Annotated in this window: 11 protein-coding genes and 1 pseudogene; 10 read left to right on the top strand and 2 right to left on the bottom strand. The window is 66.2% G+C overall.

The genetic code is table 11. From position 1 onward, the window contains the following. The first annotated feature begins 92 nt into the window (after window positions 1–92). From ACH0BU_RS16755 to ACH0BU_RS16745, 3 genes are all read left to right on the top strand, one after another. Window positions 93–782 (top strand): recombinase family protein, encoded by a 690-nt coding sequence (locus ACH0BU_RS16755; protein WP_298280072.1) that lies wholly within the window; start codon window positions 93–95, stop codon window positions 780–782. 289 nt (window positions 783–1,071) lie between these two features. Further along, window positions 1,072–3,210, top strand: coding sequence for an AAA family ATPase (locus tag ACH0BU_RS16750; protein ID WP_298280073.1), 2,139 nt, complete (start codon window positions 1,072–1,074; stop codon window positions 3,208–3,210). After that, a complete protein-coding gene (locus tag ACH0BU_RS16745) occupies window positions 3,207–4,076 on the top strand; it encodes an HNH endonuclease family protein (protein WP_298280074.1) in 870 nt (289 codons plus the stop codon). Before ACH0BU_RS16750 ends, ACH0BU_RS16745 begins: the two co-directional genes overlap by 4 nt. A 242-nt stretch (window positions 4,077–4,318) precedes the next feature. Here ACH0BU_RS16745 and ACH0BU_RS16740 read toward each other — a convergent pair whose 3' ends face one another. Both ACH0BU_RS16740 and ACH0BU_RS16735 read right to left on the bottom strand, forming a co-directional pair. Further along, entirely contained in the window at window positions 4,319–7,678 is a 3,360-nt protein-coding gene (locus ACH0BU_RS16740) for a UvrD-helicase domain-containing protein (protein WP_500264365.1), read from the bottom strand. A gap of 8 nt (window positions 7,679–7,686) precedes the next feature. Beyond that, entirely contained in the window at window positions 7,687–10,284 is a 2,598-nt protein-coding gene (locus ACH0BU_RS16735) for a PD-(D/E)XK nuclease family protein (protein WP_500264364.1), read from the bottom strand. 269 nt (window positions 10,285–10,553) lie between these two features. Here ACH0BU_RS16735 and ACH0BU_RS16730 point away from each other — a divergent pair, with 269 nt between their 5' ends. The 7 genes and pseudogenes from ACH0BU_RS16730 to ACH0BU_RS16700 form a co-directional block, all read left to right on the top strand. After that, the gene (locus ACH0BU_RS16730; protein ID WP_285139405.1) at window positions 10,554–10,907 is read left to right on the top strand and encodes a type II toxin-antitoxin system RelE/ParE family toxin; all 354 of its coding nucleotides are present in this window, start codon (window positions 10,554–10,556) and stop codon (window positions 10,905–10,907) included. 11 nt (window positions 10,908–10,918) lie between these two features. Continuing rightward, complete coding sequence (locus tag ACH0BU_RS16725; protein WP_285139406.1) at window positions 10,919–11,239, top strand: helix-turn-helix domain-containing protein; 321 nt, start codon at window positions 10,919–10,921, stop codon at window positions 11,237–11,239. A 73-nt stretch (window positions 11,240–11,312) separates the two neighbouring features. Continuing rightward, window positions 11,313–12,506 carry a DUF6361 family protein gene (locus ACH0BU_RS16720; protein WP_500264363.1) on the top strand — a complete coding sequence of 398 codons (1,194 nt, stop codon included), beginning with the start codon at window positions 11,313–11,315 and terminating at the stop codon, window positions 12,504–12,506. Continuing rightward, window positions 12,503–14,344 carry a phospholipase D family protein gene (locus ACH0BU_RS16715; RefSeq protein ID WP_500264362.1) on the top strand — a complete coding sequence of 614 codons (1,842 nt, stop codon included), beginning with the start codon at window positions 12,503–12,505 and terminating at the stop codon, window positions 14,342–14,344. Before ACH0BU_RS16720 ends, ACH0BU_RS16715 begins: the two co-directional genes overlap by 4 nt. After that, complete coding sequence (locus ACH0BU_RS16710) at window positions 14,341–17,367, top strand: DEAD/DEAH box helicase (RefSeq protein WP_147035996.1); 3,027 nt, start codon at window positions 14,341–14,343, stop codon at window positions 17,365–17,367. Before ACH0BU_RS16715 ends, ACH0BU_RS16710 begins: the two co-directional genes overlap by 4 nt. A gap of 137 nt (window positions 17,368–17,504) precedes the next feature. Next, window positions 17,505–18,158 (top strand): recombinase family protein, encoded by a 654-nt coding sequence (locus tag ACH0BU_RS16705; RefSeq protein WP_205499298.1) that lies wholly within the window; start codon window positions 17,505–17,507, stop codon window positions 18,156–18,158. Window positions 18,159–18,328: 170 nt separating this feature from the next. Then, window positions 18,329–19,107 (top strand): annotated as a pseudogene (locus ACH0BU_RS16700) (DDE-type integrase/transposase/recombinase); the annotation flags it as partial. Between the last annotated feature and the right edge of the window lie 71 nt (window positions 19,108–19,178).

Here is a 19,178-nt window from a genome sequence, read left to right as displayed (position 1 = left end):
TGGCTTGCTGAGCTAGGCTCGACAGGATCGGCGTTTGCTATTCCGAGCCGGTTGCCGCAGTGGTGGCTCACATGGGTATATGCAGATTGGCTATGACGAACGACGGCAATCCACATCCGATCCGAGCGGCGCGTGTCTACCTGCGCGTCAGCACCGACGAGCAGGATCTGACGCGGCAGGAGGCGATCGTCGCGGGCGCGCGCGCGGCGGGCTATTACGTCGCGGCGGTCTACCGCGAGAAGGCGTCTGGCGCGCGCCCCGACCGGCCGGAGCTGTTGCGCATGGTAGCGGACCTGCAGCCGGGGGAGGTAGTGGTCGCGGAGAAGATTGACAGGATCAGCCGCCTTCCGCTCACGGAGGCTGAGCTCCTTGTCGAGGCTATTCGCTCGCGAGGCGCGCGACTCGCGGTGCCGGGGATTGTCGATCTCACGGACCTGGTCGCTGACAGTGCAGGGGTCGCGCGGATCGTGCTGGAGGCGGTCCAGGACATGCTACTGCGCGTCGCGCTTCAGACCGCGCGAGATGATTATGAGACCCGGCGGGAGCGGCAGCGCGAAGGGATCGAGCTCGCTAAGAGGGCAGGGCGCTACACCGGTCGCAAACCCGATCTGGCTCATCACCGTCGCATCATCGGTCTGCGTGAGGCGGGCATGAGCATCGCCAAGACAGCCGAACTGGCGGGATGCAGTATCGCCCAAGTCAAGCGCATCACCGCGCTACACCGATCGAAGCCCGCTTCGACAGAGATGGCGACGATCAAGGATGCGGAAACAGCCGGTTGAGCTGCAGCGGTCTGGCTGTTGGGCGAATAAGTTGCTCGCTCAAAAGTAGCTCCTCTGCTTTTGAGTTTTGGGTGGGAAGCGAAACGGCCGCTTTCTAACGCGGACAGGGGTAAGCGGCCGTTCGTTCAAACATCGCCAGCCGGCAGCCGCCCTTGGTGTTTCCTCCGCGTCGGCGGGCTCCCGGCGGAGGGCCGCAGCGTCGGCGGCAACGCCTTGTCGTTTACCCGATACGCGATAGGTTGAGGCGACGATCCGCCCGACACAGGTGGCGCATCGATGCGGGGAGACGATGCGCTACGTTTCGAGGTCGGCCATTCCGGAGCCGGAAATCCTTCGAGGTCGCCTGGCCAGCGAATATCGCAGGGCGGTCGAGCGCTATCTCGCGTCGGGAGAGCGGGACCGGCGGCCTCCGCAACCTCCCGAACCCGTGCTTGGAGACGAGCGCCTCCGCCAAGAGCTGTTCAGGCTGTTCTGGGGCGCGTGCGCATATTGCGAGACACCGCTTCAGGATGGCGGGTTCAACATCGACCATTATCGTCCGTGGCAGGGAGCCGACCGGGGCGACGGCGAGGTCGACTTCCAATACTATTGCTGGCTCGGCCTCGAGTGGGCCAACCTCTATCCGGCATGCAACGCGTGCCTGCGCGCGAAGCGCAATTTCTTCCCGATCCGGCAGCGCGGGGGCGCAGAGGGGGACCCGCGGTCCGCCCCACTTAGCGCCGAGGGCGCCATGCTCCTCGACCCATGCTTCGACGCGCCGGCCGAGCACCTGATCCTCGACGGGAACGGCCTTCTCTCCGGCATCGACGACCGCGGTGCCACGACGATCGAGGTGCTATCCCTGAACCGCCCGGACCTGCGGCATGCGCGTCTGCAGGTCCTTCGGTCCCTCGACCTCGCGCCGGATCGACCGCTGGCGCCCGGGCAGCGGCGCTCGAGCCTCGTCGCCTCCGCCATCGCCGACCGCGTCGGCTTCCAGGGCATTATCCTGATCCGCCTTGTCCAGGGACTCCCCGCGGGACACCCGTTCAGGGCATGGTCCCGCCAGGAGCTTTCCCCGGAACGCGCTGCGCGGCTGGTCGAGGCGGTCGAGCAGTCGGCGAGCGGTGGCGCAGGCCGCGACTCCGCGACGCCGTCGGAGGTGAGGGCCGGCGAGAGGCGGTACGTACGTCGCGTCGTGATCGACGGGTTCCGCGGCATCGACCACGCCGTGGTGGAGTTCCCGGCACGCGGCGCCGGAGGCGGCAAGGGGGCGGGCTCGATAGCCGTGCTCGGGGAGAACGCCGCTGGAAAGACGTGCCTGCTCCAGGCCGTCGCGATCGGCGCGATGGGACCGACGCAGGCGATGGAGGCCGGCGTGGTAGCCAGATGGTGCCTCCGTGACGGCGTGCATCGAGGCAGGATCGGGGTGCAATTCTTCGATACCGACGACACGAACGTCGTGACGTTCGAGGAGGGCGATGCCGTGCTCGGCGGCCACCGCCGAGTCCCGGTGACGGTCCTGGGCTACGGAGCCTACCGACTGCCGGCTCGCGGACGTCTCGGCGAACGCCGCCGGCGCGCCGACTTCCGCGTGCATACGCTCATGGAGGAGCGCTTCTCGGTCAACGGGCCGTTCGGGCTCGAGCGTCACCTTGCAGGTCGCGAAGGGGCGAGTCGAGCGGAGGACGTCGCGCGAGCGCTCAACGAGATGCTCACCAGTGCGGCGACCGCGTTAATCGAACGGGACGGGCGACTGGCGATAGAGGAGGGAGGGCGCCGGCGCCGGCTGACGGACCTCAGCTCGGGCTTCAAGAGCATCCTGTCGCTCGGCACCGACGTGATGGACGTGATGTACGAGACCTGGGGCAGCCTGAGTTCCGCCCAGGTGCTCCTCCTCGTTGACGAAATCGATGCCCATCTTCACCCGGAGTGGCGACTGCGGGTCGTCGACGCGTTCCGCAGGGCGTTTCCGCTCAGCCAGCTCATGCTGACCACGCATGATCCGCTCGTGCTTCGCGGCTTGTCGCAGGAGGAGGTGCGGCTTCTCGATCGTTCACCGGACGGCAGCCCGACCTTGTCGGAGCCGATGATACCCAGCCTGGACGGGCTCGACGTCGACCAGATGCTGACGTCCGACCTGTTCGGATTGCGCACGACGCTGCGGCCGGAGGTCGATCGCGATCTTGCCGCCTACTACCGGCTGCTCGCCCGACCGACGCCCGACGGCGCGGATGATGCCGAACTGGAGGAAATCCGGGCGCGCCTGAAGCCGAGCCTTCCGATGGGACGTACGCGCCGGGAGCGGCTGCTCTATGAGGTGATCGATCGGTACCTCGCCAAGACGGCTGGGGAGCGTGATCCTGACGTCTGGGATGAGGAGGCGGTCGAGCAGATCCTGGACGAATTCGAGGCTGCCGAGGTCGCCGAGGCGGGGGAGGCGTCGTGATCCGGCGTCTCAACGCGGCGAGTTTCGCCCCGGCCTGCCTAGGCGCAGGTGCCGCCACCGCCGCTTCCAAGGAGAGGGCGAAGGCCAAGGCGCACTATCAGAAGGTGCCGCCGCCCACGTCGGCCTACCCGTTCGAAGTGTACGGGCGGGCGGAGGTCAAGAATGCGCTGGCCGCGCTCTTCGGCGGGAAATGCGCCTATTGCGAGTATCGCATCGACGGCGCTCCCTTCGACGTGGAGCATTACCGGCCGAAGGGCGGCGTCCTCGAGGACGATGGAACCATGTCGGGCGGCTACTGGTGGCTTGCGTCGGAATGGTCGAATCTTCTGCCGGCCTGCCAGGACTGCAATCGTGCACGCTACCATCCCGTCCCGGGTGGCGGCGAGGCGAAGTTCGGCAAGGAGAACAGGTTCCCGCTCCTCGGCACGCCGCGATCGACGGCGCTCGGAGGCGAAGCGGCGGAGGCTCCCGCCCTGCTGAACCCCACCGTGGACGATCCGCGTCCGCACCTCGCATTCAGCATCAGGCCGCAGCCGGACGGGCACGACGGCTCGGTCGTTTCCCTTCTGACAGCGCGAGGAGTGGGGACGGATGAAGTCGTCGGCTTGAACCGGCCCCGGCTGGTCCGCGCTAGGATGGAGCGGATCACGAGTTTGCGCTTCGCCTTGCGCTCGATCGAGAAGGAGTGGAAGCTTGCCAAGCTCGCGACCGGAGTTCCGGAGCGAGCAGCCGCGCTGGCGGTGGCAAGCGAAGAAACCGAGGAGGTCTGGACCCATTTCCTTAAATGGGACGCGCCCTTCTCGGCGGCGTGCAGGGCCGATTACCGGCGCTGGCGAGCCGACATACTAGCGATGATGGCCGCATGAAGGAGATCAGCGATGCCCGATCGCGTGATTTAGATCGCGAGGCCCGACTACCGGCTTTGGACCGAGGCCAATCCTATGGCATTGTACCCGGCCGAGGCTCCCTGGCGGCCCGCCGGAGAGCACCGCATCCCGGAGCCGCAGAACTTCAAGGAGGTGCTTCGCCCTCAACCGTACACCTACAGTTCGCCGGAAGTCAGCTCCGCCGACCCGACCTTGGCAGCTGCAAGCGCGAGCCGGCTTTATCAGGCCGAGACTCGAATGACGGTTCCGTGCGTCACGAACACGATCATGCCGTCCGAGATGCCGGTTACATGAAGGTAGCGCTTCACCTGACCGCGATACTGCTCGGTTGCGGCGGGATCCGGATCGACATCACTCTTCCAGTCGATCGCCGCGCGCGGCTGTCCGCCCTCATCGAGATGCAACGCATCTACGATCCCGGCGGTGACGACTTCGATGCCGTCGACCTCCTCCGAAGCGAGAACCGGAAGCTCCGGCACGAGGCGGTCACGCATCGCTACGATCTCGGGGAGGGCCAGCGTGCGCACAACAACCCGTGCCACCTCCTGTTCGGAGATGCCGCTCGCCGCGGCCCCGGCCGGCTCAAGCCCGAGTTGCACGATCAGCTCGCGTGCCCGGTCTGCGAGGCGCGCTTCTTCGTCCAGGATTTCGCCCGTAAGCACTTCCTCGAACAGCTTGTGGATGATGAGCCCCCGCTCGCGCCCGCCTTGAACCGGCCCCGGTGGAGCAGCACCGGCCACCTCTCCGAACACCAGTTCGGGTTCAACCTGCGAGTGGTCATCTACCCCGCGCCCTTCGTCCCTGCTCGGCGCGCTCCAAGCGATCTTCGCGGTAGCGTCGACGATCGCGGTTGCTTCTTCCGCGAAACGCTCCCGGGTCTGCTGATTGTCGTCCTCGTGGATGCCGGAAGGCGCTTGGTCGGTATAAGCGTCGAAGTCGAGAACCTCGAGCTCATCAAGCCCGAAGTCGATCAGCCCCGACCAGCTGTTCGAGCCCGCCGCGACATCGAGCCGCGGCAACACCAGCAGCTCGCGCGCGCGGGTAGCAGCCACATACCACAGGCGCATGCGTTCGCGGTCCTGCTCGGCCTTCTCAGCACTGTGCACATCGGCGTGGCCAGAGGGTAGGTTGCCCAGCACCGGCATGAACAGGATGCCGGCGTCGCGATCGATGACGGTGGTGTCGGCCGCAATCGTCGCCGTCATGCAGTTGATCGGGACGACGATCGGCCACTCCAGCCCCTTGGAGGCGTGCACCGTGAGAAGCGACACCGATTCCTCCTGCGCGTCGGGCCGACCTTCGGCCGAGCGCGCCTTGCCGGCCCAGGCGTCCGCCATCGCTTGTGCAAACGCTCTCAGGCCGCGAACGCCGTAAGGCCGGGCCAGGCTCAGGAACAGGTCGACGTTGGCGAGTGGACGTTCGGCTTGGCCGCGATGGCGTTGCAGCAGGATCGCGCGTACGTTCAGCGTGTCGATCGCCTCGGCGATCAGCTGATGCGGGGTGGTCGCGTTGATCCGGCGCCTGAGCCCCTGAAGCTTGCCCAGCACGTCCCTCGCGAGGGGATGCGCAATCGCGTCCAGGTCCATGTTGACGTGCAGGCGAGGAAGAGCGTCCGGCCGCTCCGGTGCGCGCGGCTGCGTCCAGACAAGGTCGAGCAGCTCCTCCTCGGTCAGCCCGACCAGAGGTCCCCGGAGCAGCGCACCCAATGCGAGCGTGTCTCGGCCATCGGCGAGCACGCGCGCGATCGCGACCAGATCCTGCACCTCCTGCCGCTGGTAGAAGCCCTTGCCGGCCTGCGTGGCGACCGCGATCCCGCGTTGCTCCAGCGCCTGCTCGTAGCGCCACAGGTCCTTGCCGGTCGGCGCGAGCAGAGCGATGTCGCCGGGTCGGCACGGACGTTGCACTCCGGCCCGACGGTCGGCGATCTCATGGCTGCCGATCAGGCGCGCGACCAGCTCCGCGACCGCCTCTGCCTCACAGTCACGCTTCCGGTCGGCCGACGCCTTCCCGTCCTCGCCCGCGCACGCGACCGGCAGGGCGGTGACGCACAGCCCGTGGGCGGGATCGGGATGGAAGGGATCGAGCGCCGTGAACCCGGGCTGCCCCTTGTCCTCGCTCATATGCGGTTCGAACCGCTTGTTCACGAAGGACAGGATGCCGGCGCAGGACCGGAAATTTGTCGAGATGCTGAGCAGATTCTGCGCGCCCTGAGCGCGGATCGCGTTGCGTGCCCGGACATAGGCGGCGACATCGGCGCCCCTGAAACGGTAGATCGCCTGTTTGGGATCACCGACGAGAAACAATGCGCCGGGCCTGATCCGGTACGTCTGCCAGTCGGCGGGATCGGCACCGTCCATCGGCTCACCGCACAGGCGCCAGAAGATCTCCAACTGAAGCGGGTCGGTATCCTGGAACTCGTCCACCAGCACATGCGCATAACGCGACGCGAGTGCCTGCCGGACAGGCTCATGATCGCGCAGCAGGTCACGCGCGGCGAAGATCAGATCATCGAAGTCGAGCAAGGCCGCTGCGCGCTTGTAGGCGCGGAACCCGTCCGCCACGGGCGCGACCGCGGCCAACACCTCCGAGAGAACCCGCGCTGCGACCGCCCCCTTGAGGTCGATCCAGGCATCGCGCGCAGCGTTGTGCAGACGCTCGGCCTCGCCGTTCAACTCGCCACCGCGTGCCTTGGGCAGGCCCTTCAGCTTGACCGCAGCCTCCCACTTCCCCTTCTTCTGATACTTGCGCCAGCCGGAGCCGGTGAGGAGCGAAGCGTCGGGCTCGGCGGTGAGTAGCGCCACCAACGACTGAGAGCTTTGACCTTGCCCGGCCGCCACGAGCCGCTCGCTCATCCCGGCGAACGCTTCCGCTGCCGCGATGCTCTCTTCTTCCCGCGCGGAGGTGCTGGTGACGAAGGCTCTGTAGGCATCGACTGCGTCGTGCAAGGCGTCGATCAGAGGCGGGAGGGCGGGAGACGGCGGTCCTGTCAGCACGCGGTGTCGACGCAACCTGTCGGCAACCTCTCGCACCAGAGCGAGTCCCCCCACCGGCTCGTGGTACACCAGCTCCGAAATCAGGCTTGGCAGAGCGCCGTCCAGCGTCGCGCGCAGCCAGCGTTCCAGCGTGTCACCGAACGCAAGTTCCGCTTCGACCGGGTCCACGAGGCTCGCGCCCGGATCGATGTTGGCCTCGACGGGGTAGGGTTTGATCAGGCGCTGGCAGAAGCCGTGGATGGTCGAGCAGGTGACCTCATCGAGGTTCTCGCACGCACCGGTCAGCGCTTGGCGCTGTTCGTCCGAGAGCCCGTGAGGGAGCGCCGCACTTAACTCGCGCGGGATGCGGTCGGATAGCAGCTCTTCCACGAAGTCCTGCACGCGCGCGAGCAGTTCGCTGGCGGCGAGTTCGGTGAAGGTCACTGCGGCAATGCTTTTCGGCGCGACGCCGGCGGCGAGCATCAGCGCCACACGCCCTGCCATCACGGCGGTCTTGCCCGAGCCTGCGCCGGCCTCGACGAGCAGCGATCGGTCGTGAGCGGTAAGCGCGGTCAGCCTTGGCTGGTCATCCGCAAGCACGGGTGCCATCACGTTCATCACTCCGCCTCCCAGACGAGGGTGGCATCGCCGAGGGCTACCGTCGCCGCCTCCTGCTTGCGGCGGCACCACCCCTTGTCCGCCATTGCCGGCAGAGCAAAGGCGAGGTCGTCATAATCGCCGCCCGTATCCGGGCCCGGGAGCGCTCGCCCGGCCATAAGGTTGGCACGTGCAGCGCGCAGATGCCCGGCCAGCGTGGCAAGCGTGCCGTTCGCGTCCTGCAGCGGCCGGGTCACCCCCGCGCGCGGATAGACGAGCGCCGCCTCCACCTCCATGTCATCGCCCAGAAGCGAGTGAACCGCATAGGCGTACAGGCAACGCTGGAGTTCACTTCCGCCGTCCAGCGTCACAGCGTCCTTCGGGCATTTGCCGCCCTTGTAATCGGTGACACGCGCCTTTGTGCCACAGTCTGACAGGTCCAATCGGTCCACGTAACCGGAGATCCGAAAGCCGGTATCAGCGACTTCCACGACCGTGTCGGCCGTCCAGGGCAGGGCACCATCGGACTTGGCGGTCTGGCCGCCGAACGGCACTTCGGCAAAGGAGCGTTGGCCGGGCAGGGGCTCGGGTCGGCCCTCGAGTGCAGCGAGCGCGACTTGCCGGGTGTCCGCCAAGGTCCGCTGCCAGACAATACCGGGCGGCACGGCCTGACCCGCCTCCCACATCGCCGCGACGTCCGCACAGGCCGCATCGAGCGCTGACACGCAGGCCTGTTCGTCGGCACTGGCCAGCCCCTGACCGGCTTCGAGCCGCTGCACGGCGTTGTCGAGCAGGTGGTGCAGCAACTCGCCCGACGCTCGGGCATCAAGCACGAGCGCTTCGTCGGCTGTGGCCGGAGCACGGAGGCCGAGCGCATATTTCCAGCTGAAGCCAAGCGGGTTTCGCAGGAGAAGCTTGAGCGAACTGGCCGACTGAACGCGGTCCAGGGCTGCGGCCAGCGCGGGGTGATCCGGGCGAACCTGTCCGTCGTGGGGCGTCACGTGCGACGAGCGCCAGTTCGTCCAACAGGTTGCAGCGGAGGCGGCCCGCGCCAGTTCTGAAGCATCGCCCGGTCGGGCTGCGAGCCGGTCCGTCTCGCTCATGGCGTGGTCGGGCCGCCGGTTGCGCCGCAGATAGGCAGGCGGAGGACTTCCCCGAAGCAGCGGACTGGCGCCTAGCAGACGTCCTTCCTCATCACGCCGCGCCCGGCTGAGCACGACCTGGCTGGCGGTGGTGACCAGAATCGTCTCGAAGTCACGCCGGTCAACAGCGGAGACGGGCAGGGGATCAAGGTCTGCCAGCGGCACGACGTGGTCGGGCACGAGCCGATCCTCACTGATGCGCCGGGGCCACTGGGATGACGTCAAACCCAACAGGCGAACGAAAGGCCGTGGCGATGCCGCGAGCGCCTCAGCCGGCATCCAGGCGACCGACGCGCAGGGCTCGCTCTCGTCCTCGAGGCGAAGTTGCGCGATCGTGATATCGATGGCGGCCGGACTGCCGAGACCAAGCGCGCGCCGCCAGATGCGGCGTGCGGGACCGCTAAGCAGCTTCTCGCCCGTGTCCGCCGCAAGCGCCGTACCTTCGGCCAACATCGCGATGATGCCGCGTAACTCAGGCGCGTGGTCGACACCGTCGGGCCAGTCGTCGGCGGTAAGCCGGTCGATCAGCCTGTTCCAGGCACTGATCGAATTGAGCGGCGCCCCATCCGGGAGCAGCCGCGTCCAGCCCGCGGGCAGCTGGGCCATGGGTCCCATTTCGCTGCCGAGCAGTGACGCCAGCCGGCGGATGCGCGCCTGCGACACTCCGCGCACGAGGACATCGGCGAGGGCGGCCGCTGCCTGGCCCGGCCGGGTCGATACAACGGGAATGCTATGAACGAAGTGGAGGTCGAGATTGGCATCGGCGCGCAGCGCGAGGAAGACATCGTCATAGGCGGCTGGCGCCGCGGACGCGATGGCGATCTCATGGGGGCGGGCAACCCCGCTGGCGATCAGCTCGCGTGCCCAGCGCATCGCCTCGACGGCCTCGTGATGACCGGTTGCACAGGTCACCGCTCCAAGGCTCGGACTGGCGGGGTCGGATCTGAGCACCTCGATGGCGGAACCGGCAAGCCAGTCTGGCACGGAACGGGGGCCGGCATGCCAGCGGACCGCTACCGTGTCGGCCAACAGGAACAGGAGTTCGCGCCAGCAGGGCGAGAGTTCGGAGTGACCGACGACGTCGATGCTCCCGAACAGGGCAGGGGCATGAGCGAGGCGCTCGGTTGCACGCGCGACGAGATCGCAGGGCCGCAGCATCGAGTGGGGGAGACGGCCGATGACGGCATCTTCCAGCGCGGCAATGGCGGCGAGGCGCGGGTGCTCGCCCGCACGAGCCGAGAGATCCACACCAGCGCGCCATGCCTTGTGCAGCGTGTCAGCCGCGGCGCCGACAAAGCCGGGCAGGGCCTTGATGTCGTCGAGCTCGCCCAGGTTGCTGTCGGTCAACGACGCCTGGATCGCGTTGCGCAACGCCTCCGGATCGATGCCGGTGATGAACCCACCCGCTAATCGAGCCGCAAGCTGCTCCAATGTCATGACCTGGACGCCGTGCCGCTGGGCACGCGCGGCCTCCAATCTGATCTCACGAGCAGCCAGCCTGCCATGGGAGACGAATGTTTGGCGCTGCACTGACCACCCCACTCTTGACGGCTATCGGCGTTTTCGCCGTTTCCGGCAGTGTAGCGGCAGCGGAACATAGCATCAACGCCAACTGCCCGGAGGCGGACTGAAGGCTGCAGAACGGACGAGGTCCGGGGCACTGAACAAGCGGATAGCCGTCAGCCCCGGTTGACATTATACCTAAATGGATATAGGTCTTCTTCCATCGTCAACGGAGATGGAGAATGCGCGAACTGGAGTGGATGGGTAGTAGCAGGGACGACCTGGTCGACATGCCCGAGGATGTCCGAAGCGAGTTCGGACACGGCCTCTACCTAGCCCAGCTTGGAATGAGACACGTCAACGCCAAGCCGTATGGCTCGAGTATCGAACTGATCGAACGGTACGACGGCGACACCTATCGCTGCGTCTACAACGTCAAGATCGACGACGATATCTACGTTCTCCACGCCTTCCAGAAAAAATCGACGAGCGGCATCGCCGTTCCGAAGCACCAGAAGGAAACGATCGAAGCTCGACTGAAAGCGGCTCAACGATTGGCTGCCGAGAAGAGAGCGCAACGCAAACAAGCCTTATAAAGGACCCCGACATGGCAATCGAGCATGTGACCTCCAGTGGCAACGTCTTTGCGGATCTCGGCCTTTCGGATCCGGAAGGTCGTTTGGTGAAATCCAAGCTCGCCGCCGCTCTTCAGCGAAGCATGGGCGAACTGGGGCTGACGCAGACCGCTGCCTCTGCTCGCATGGGCATGCCACAGCCCAAGCTTTCCAAGATCCTCCGCGGCCGTTTCGACGGCATCAGCGAAGCTTACATCACCGATGGTCTCCGGAAACTCGGCCACGATGTCGAGATCCGGGTCCGGCCGCGACATGAGGGGATCGGCGCAGTGCGGGTGCTGGAAACAGCCTAACCGCGTCGATCTGTCAGCGGCTCTCCTTGTGGGCGGCTATAGAGTTTGGGGGTGGCGTTTGGCGTCTTTTGGAATGACCTATCTGTCGCCGGACGCGATGCGCGAGGCGCGCAAATTCATGAACTCGGACCAGAAAGGGGTTCGGGACGAGATCGGGTTCCTGATCGTCCACCAGCGTTACGCCGATCGGTTCTTTCCCGGCACGTCAGTCCTGCATACCCGCTTGCGCTATGTCCTCTTCGTGCCCTGGCTCTACCGCGATGAGCACCTCAAACCAGCCAAGGGGCAACGCGCACAGGAAAGCGTGAAGCGGCGCGAATATTTGCTCACCGGGCGCCTGATCAACGAGCCGGGCGGTGTGATCGGCAGCCGCAACTATCCCTCTCCGGTCGAGCAGCGTCCCAGCCAGGTCTATTGGGGTGCGCTGCAACGCTGGGGGCTGGTGCGCGAGCAGGAAGGCAGCGGTCCGCTTAGCCGCTATCAGGTCGAGCGGATGGTCGCGGGTAAGCCGGGCGCGCTACTGAAGGACGACGAAGGGACGCCGCTCGGAGGAGGATCCTGGCCGTTCGTCGTTCCGGAACCGGCCGACGATTGGTACGGGGAGGGCGAGGGTACGCTGAGCTTCGATCTCACTCGTAGCGAGCGGAAGTTCCTCGCCAAACGCCTGCGAAGCCTGACGTCGCCCAGAAATCCCGGGGCGAGATCGATCTTCTCGCTGCTGGTCGGGCACGACGTGTCGTCGAGCCGTACTGCTTGGGGTCCACAAGTCCGGGACCTTGCGGAAACCGAACGGCCAGCGCTTGAGCGGTCCGGCCACGCCGCTGCTCTCGCCGCGATCGGCCGCGGCGTTTACGCCGCCCAAGTGGAGACGCTGTGCGAGGAGCTGGACCGTAGCAAGCGCTCCGATACGCAACGCGCGGCACTGACCGGCATCGTCCAGCGCTGGAAGGCCCAGGCCGCTCGCCTGGACTGGCCAGCTTTTCTCGACGATATGACGGACCGGACCGAGTTGGCTCCCGTCGTCTCTGTTGCGCTTCAGGACACGCTCGCATGGGTACGCGCCGGACACACCGATCCGATGCGGTTGGAGCGCGTGTACCGTGACGCCGAAGAGGCGCGAAAGGGGCGACGAGCGCGGCTCTCACGCAGCCAGTTCGGCGTCGATCAGCGTGCGGACTGGGACAATGATCACCATCCGCTGGGTGCGCCGCTTCATTACCGCTGGGACCGGGTGCAAATGCTGCTGCAGGACCTCGTCGGCGCATGAGAAGGGCGCCGAAGGACTTCCCCGGCCAGGCCTTTCTTGAGCTCCTGCGGCCACCCAAGCTGACCACAACCCGCTTGGCCCTGTTCGCCGCCTACTCCGCCGACCCGATCGTTCTCGGGGGCGCTCTGTTGAATCTCCACGCCCGCGGCCGCGACAATGCGAGCGGCAACAAGTCCGACTTCGCCGGCGCGATCGAGGCCTTGCGCGAACGGGTGCGCTTCATTGTCCAGCGCGGGCGCATCCATCGTGGACCGAGGCTCCCGAAGATCGCGGCCGTGCTCGACCAGTTCGTGGTGGAGATGCCCTATCGGGAAAGCGCGAATAGCTGGCACCCGAAGGCTGCGTTGATCTGCTATCAAGCGGAGGGATTGCCACGGTTCTGGCGGCTTTGGGTCGGCAGCCGCAACCTGACCATGAGCCGTGACCTGGATCTCGGGCTGGTGTTGGACGGCGAAAGCCGCCGCAGGAAGGGGAGCCAGGTCGTCGATGGCATCGATGCGCTGGGTGTAACCCTCGCGCGCGCAGCCAAGCTGCCCGACGTCGATCCGGACGATCTCGCGAAGGAGCTCAGGGCCGTGCGCTGGATCGCGCCGGACGGCATCGATGTGTCACGGATCGACCTCTGGACGCGCGGCTCGGAGCCGATCGCTCCGCTCGATGCGACGTCCGGAGACAAGATCGTCGTCCTGAGCCCGTTCCTCTGCGATGCTTTCGCACGATCCCTTGCCGATATGACCAAGGCAAGCGCGGACCGCACTCTGGTGACGACGCTGCCGGCGCTGCGCAAGCTTGGCAATGACGGCCGCGCGGGTCTTTCCGACTTCAAGTTGTTGGCGCTTGGGGCACCGATCCCGGACGGAGACGACGTCGCTGAGGTTGAGCTGATAGGGCGGGAGCCGGCGACGGACGAGGAAGACGAAGGTTCGGGCGGCGCTAGTCATTCGGGGCTGCACGCCAAGCTGTTCGCGGCGATCCAGGGCGAGCGGATCGAGATCGTCGCCGGCAGCGCCAATGCCACCGACCGGGCTTGGTCGGGCCGCAATGCGGAAGTCGCCGCCCGCTTCACCGGCGGCAGCGCCGAGATCGACGGCGTCCTGGCGATCGTCGGGTCAGCGACACCGGTATCCGATGCTCTCCTGCAGACGCTGACGGAAACAGAAGCTGACGCAGCCGAACTTGCTCTCGAAAGGCTGCGCTGGACGCTTGCGGACACGTCACTCAGCCTGGACCGCAACGGCAGGGAGTATCGTCTCACCTCTGGCGAAGTCGTGCCGCTGCCGCCCTCAGTTCAGTTGGAAGCAGGGCTCGCCACGATGGCGCTCCACCGCTGGCAGCCCGGCGTGACGCACATCGAGCTCGGAGAGGTTCCGTTGTCCCTGCAAACGGATCTTGTTCAGTTTCGGCTGACGATCGGGGATCTGCCGCCGGCGTCATGGCTCCTGCGCGTGCCGGTGGTCCCCTCGATCGACGCGGAGCGGGACGCTGCCGCGATCAGCCGCTTTCTGAGCGTCGCCGGCCTGCAGGCGTGGCTGCGGGAGATGCTCGAGGGTGGAGCTGGGGCGGGGAGCGAGGACGACTGGGACACGGAGCCGGAAGCGGTTGCGCCCAAGCGGAGCAGCTGGAAGCATGACGGGCTCGCGCTCGAGGATATCCTGACTGCCTGGGCCAAGGACCAGACCCACAAGTCTGGTTCGTTGAAGCGTGTCGATGCCGTGATCGACCGCTATGTGGCTGCGGTGCTGGCTCATGGCGAGCACCTTACGCAGGCGGACAGAGACGATCTGACCGCCCTCCAGCAGACTTGGCGCATTGCGCGCGAGGTCCTGATCGCAAGATGAGCAGCACGCCGCGCGCCTTTCAGAACGCGACGGTAGGCGCTGCCGTAGCCGCGCTGACCGGTAAGGGCAGTCGCCGCTTTCTGGTGGCCGACGAGGTCGGCCTCGGCAAGACGACAGTCGCTCGGGAGGTCGTCCGGCAGCTGTCGCGTGGCGGTAGGAAGAAGTTCACGGTCTACTACGTCACCAGCAATGCTCGTGTCTCCGACCAGAACGCCGCGCGTTTGGTCGACTTTCTGGAGGACAAGCGCGCCAGGCTGCGGGCCCTTTCCAAGGTCGATCGGCTGTCGATGATCCCGCTCGATCAACGGCCGAACGACAAGGAGCCGCCATCGCCGCTCCGGCTCTATTCGCTATCCCCTCAGACCTCCTTCCCGCCCGAAGGCACACGACCGACACCTGGCGCTGCGATCGAGCGTGCCTTTTTGAGCCTGCTGCTCGAACGCGCCGTGCCGGGGATATTGGAGACACTACCCGAGCGCTTCATCCAACAGCGCGCGACGGTGAGCTGGGAGGGCGCCCGCCGTACTGCGCAGCGGCTGATGGGCGGCATCGATCCGAAGCTTGTCGGCACCTTCCGCACCGCGCTCAAGTCGCGCTTCAATCCGGAGGGTAAAAGGCCGGGTCTTCGCGAACGCATCGCGACAGCCGCACAGACAAAGCCTGAGGCGGGGACGTTGACGGTGTTGCGCCGCCTTCTTGCGGAGGCATGTCTCGAGGCGACCCCGCCGGACCTTATCGTCTTCGATGAGTTTCAGCGCTTCCGCGAGATGCTGGCACCTTCGAAAAGCGACCGGCTCGGGCGCGCCCTTCTCGGGATCGGCTATAAAAAGCCTGCCATGCTGCTTTTGTCGGCCACACCCTACCGCCTGTTTGGCGAGTCCTGGGATGGAAAAGACGGGCCGCAGGCTCACGAAGAGCTTTTCGACACGATCGAGTTTCTGACGCGCAGCACAGCCGTGCGGGAGGACGCCGAGCAGCTCTTTGCCAGCTTCGGCGAGATCCTGCGTGCGATCGGTGACGCAGAGGGCGACACTATAGATCCGCCTCTCAAGGAGCGTGCGGAAGCGACGCGCGACCGGATCGACCGCCTGCTGCGCCCCTACATAGCACGTACCGAGCGCCCGCCCTCTATAGGTCTGGATCACCGCACCCGGCGCGATCCGCTTGCCCTTGTCCCCGGCGATCTTCACACTTTCAGGCATTTCGCCAGCAAGGTGTCCGATCGGAACAAGACCGCGGCCTCTGCCTACTGGCTATCTGTCCCACTGCCGGCACAGGCGCTCGGATCCCGGTACAAGATCGCCGACAAGGTCGAGTTTGGACGCCAATCAGGCGTGCCGGTGCTCCGCTCTGCACGACGCGCCGGCGACGGCAAGGACGGCTGGGGTAGCCCGAAGCTTCGGGCCCTACGCGACATCGTGCGAACGCCCGATCTCGCGCTCCCCTGGGTTGCCCCTTCCATGCAGTGGTGGCCGCTTGCGGGTCCGTGGGCGCACAGCCTGGCGCAGAAAACGCTTCTGTTCAGCCGTTTTCGCGCCACCCCGCAGAGTGTTGCATCCTTGATCAGCCTCGGTGTCGAGGACGCTTACCTCGACGTCGGGCCAACCGCCCGCCGGCGACCCTGGGAAAGCAAGCGGCTGGCTCCGCAGTCCGGCCTGCCCGTGATGTCGTTGTTCCATCCGTCGCCGTTCCTAGTCCGGGTGACCGATCCTTTGAAGGGCAACCATTCGTCCGCCCGCTACGCGCTGCGCACGGTCATCGGACAATTACGGAAGGCGCTCAGGGATCAGAAGGTCGAGATCCGCAGCAAGCCGAAGAAGGACGCCGAACGGGCACGTCCGCTTTGGAACCTCCTTGCCGCGATCGAGCGAAAGTCCGGCGATTTCGCGGCATCCCAGGCGGCATGGAACGAGACGGCGGGGACTGAGGCAGTGCTCGGGCGCATCGTCACCCGGCGCAACCACGTCGAGAGTATCGACTGGATCAGCGCCAAGGAGCTGCACCGCTTGGCCGAGATCGGCTTGGCCTCACCGGCGGTCGCTGTCGGCCGCGCACTGCTCCGGCATTTTCCGGCGGCCATTGAGGCAGACCACCTTTCGAAGCTCGTCTCGTTCTGCTGGCACAGGCTGCGCCCCTATCTCGACAACCGGGTGTTCTGGGGCCGGCTGGGCGACGGCAATCCCACCGAGGTTCTGATGGCGGCGGTCCGCGACGGCGGGCTCGAGAGCGTGCTTGATGAGCATTTCTGGCTCGCCCAAGGGCAGACCGACGCCCCGAACCTTCTCGACGAACTGGCATCGGCGCTGCACGCCTCGCTCGGTTGGTTCACCTTCCGCGGCATCCCGACCACATCGAGCTCGATCCGCCTTCGTTGCCACGCTGCCGTGCCTTTCAGCGGCACCGAAAGCGGCGATGCCGAAGCAGCGCAACGTGCGCTGAGCGAGTCTGAAGCCGAAGCGCCGCCACGCGCTGAAAGCCTCCGGCGAGCGTTCAACACGCCATTCTGGCCCCATGTTCTCGCGACGACCTCGATCGGTCAGGAAGGTCTGGATTTTCACAGCTGGTGCCGTCGCATCGTTCACTGGGATCTGCCATCCAATCCAGTCGACCTTGAACAGCGTGAAGGTCGCATATCGCGCTATGGTGGTCTCCTGGTGCGACGTCCGCTGGGCGCGTTGGTGCAGGGCGACGCGTTAGCCGCGGCCCGCACCGGCCGATCACCATGGACAGAGGCCGCAGGATTGAGCGAGCGCCGGTTCCAAGACGACACCGGGCTGTCACCCTGGTGGACGTTCAACCATGCCGACATCGATCGCCACGTGCTCGCATTGTCGAGGAGCCGTGACATTGCACGGTTCGATTACCTCCAGCGCCAGCGCCTGCTTTATCGCCTCGCGCTCGGCCAGCCGAATCAGGAGGATTTGGTCAATCATCTGGCAAGAGGCAGCGACACAAAGATCGCCGAACTGAGCGCACTGGCTTTGGACCTAAGGCCGCTCAAGCCGACCGTCAGTCTCAGCTGAACGAAACTGGAGGCTGTTCAGCATACTCAATGTAGATGACTACGATGTGTTCTCGGCCATAATGGGTCGCAACTTGCTCGGTTAGCCTATGGCTCGCGAGGGTATACCCAAGAACGCCGGGCAGGAGTGACGAGCAGATGGGAGGCAACGAGGTCAGGGCGGCGCGGGTGTACCTGCGTGTGAGCACGGACGAGCAGGACCTGACGCGGCAGGAGAGCATCGTGGCCGGCGCGCGGGCGGCCGGCCTCTACGTCGCGGCGGTGTACCGGGAGAAGGCGTCGGGCGCACGGCCAGACCGACCCGAGCTGTTGCGCATGGTCGCGGACCTCCAGCCGGGCGAGGTGGTGGTGGCCGAGAAGATCGACCGGATCAGCCGCCTGCCGCTGCCGGAGGCGGAGCTGCTGGTGGAGACGATCCGGGGCAGGGGGGCGCGCCTCGCAGTGCCGGGGATCGTGGACCTGTCCGACTTGTTGGCCGACAGCGCGGGCGTAGCGCGCATCGTGCTGGAGGCGGTGCAGGACATGCTGCTGCGGGTGGCGCTGCAAACGGCGCGCGACGACTACGAGACGCGCCGTGAGCGGCAACGCGAGGGCATTGAGGTCGCGAAGAGGGCGGGGCGTTACACCGGCCGCAAGCCGGATCTCGCCCACCACCGGCGCATCGTAGGTCTGAGGGAGGCGGGCATGAGTATCGCGAAAACTGCGGAGCTCGCCGGATGCAGCATCGCTCACGTCAAGCGCGTGACAGCACTTCATCGCTCGAAGCCGACTCCGCCTCAGCAGGGCGACTGAGTTTCATGCATGTCTCACCGCCGATCGTAATGTTCTAAACAGCATCGCGGATCGGGCACGGTGACGTCCTCCCTGTTTTTTCATCCATGTTGAGTGAGAGTTTTCCGGCTCTTTGAAGCCTACGGGCAAGGAGCTGGGACATGAAGAAGTCGAGGTACACGGAATAGCAGATCGCGTTTGCGCTGAAGCAGGCGGAGACGGGCACGCCTGTGGCAGAGGTCATCCGCGGATGGGCTTGTCGGAGCAGACGTTCTATTGCTGGAAGAAGGTGTATGGTGGGCTGGGCGTCGGCGAGCTGCGGCGGGTGAAACAGCTCGAGGACGAGAATCGCAAGCGCAAGCAGCTCGTCGCGGACCTGAGCCTGGACAAGCATATCCTGCAGGATGTCCTGGCAAAAAAGCGCTGACGCCTGGGCGGCGGCGCGAGATCGTCGCGCACGTCCAGGCATCCCACGGCGTCAGCGAGCGGCGCAGCTGCCTCGCGCTCGGCGTCGACCGCTCGTCGGTGCGATACGTGTCACAAGCCGGACGAGGCGCCGCTGCGGCTGCGCATCCATGATCTGGCGGCAGCACGGGTGCGCTCTGGCTATTTCCGGATCTACATCCTGTTGCGCCGGGAGGGCTGGCTGGTGAACCACAAGCGGGTCTACCGGCTGTATCGGGAGGATGGATTGAGCCTTCGGCTCAAGCGCCCTTGGCGCAACGTCAGCGCGGCGAACCGCGAACGCCTGCCTACGGCCTCGGCGCCCAACGAGATGTGGTCGATGAACTTTGTCTCGGATGTGCGGTTCGACGGGCGGCGCTTGCGGGCGCTGACGGTGGTCGACGCGTTCACCCGCGAGGCGCTGGCGATCGACGTCGATCAGGGCATCACGGGCGAGCAGGTGGTCGCGGCGGTGACGCGCATCGCGTCCGTGCGTGGTACGCCGAAGACCATTCGGGTCGACAACGTCCTATGTCGGGAAGCAGCGGCGGGTTTTGGCCAGCAGATATCCATGCGCCGACAACCGTCGGCGCGGCA

Source organism: Sphingomonas olei (assembly GCF_045369765.1).
GTDB classification, from domain to species: Bacteria; Pseudomonadota; Alphaproteobacteria; order Sphingomonadales; family Sphingomonadaceae; genus Sphingomonas; species Sphingomonas panaciterrae.
The sequence above is the reverse complement of the archived record's forward strand: the minus strand, read 5'-3'. Positions and strand labels throughout refer to the sequence as shown.

Bases quoted from the DNA above. Each gene is read 5' to 3' on its own strand.
- ACH0BU_RS16740 (WP_500264365.1), bottom strand. From the start codon at position 7,678: ATGGCACCCGTGCTTGCGGATGACCAGCCAAGGCTGACCGCGCTTACC.
- ACH0BU_RS16705 (WP_205499298.1), top strand. From the start codon at position 17,505: ATGGGAGGCAACGAGGTCAGGGCGGCGCGGGTGTACCTGCGTGTGAGC.
- ACH0BU_RS16710 (WP_147035996.1), top strand. From the start codon at position 14,341: ATGAGCAGCACGCCGCGCGCCTTTCAGAACGCGACGGTAGGCGCTGCC.
- ACH0BU_RS16750 (WP_298280073.1), top strand. From the start codon at position 1,072: ATGCGCTACGTTTCGAGGTCGGCCATTCCGGAGCCGGAAATCCTTCGA.
- ACH0BU_RS16730 (WP_285139405.1), top strand. From the start codon at position 10,554: ATGCGCGAACTGGAGTGGATGGGTAGTAGCAGGGACGACCTGGTCGAC.
- ACH0BU_RS16755 (WP_298280072.1), top strand. From the start codon at position 93: ATGACGAACGACGGCAATCCACATCCGATCCGAGCGGCGCGTGTCTAC.
- ACH0BU_RS16720 (WP_500264363.1), top strand. From the start codon at position 11,313: ATGACCTATCTGTCGCCGGACGCGATGCGCGAGGCGCGCAAATTCATG.
- ACH0BU_RS16715 (WP_500264362.1), top strand. From the start codon at position 12,503: ATGAGAAGGGCGCCGAAGGACTTCCCCGGCCAGGCCTTTCTTGAGCTC.
- ACH0BU_RS16725 (WP_285139406.1), top strand. From the start codon at position 10,919: ATGGCAATCGAGCATGTGACCTCCAGTGGCAACGTCTTTGCGGATCTC.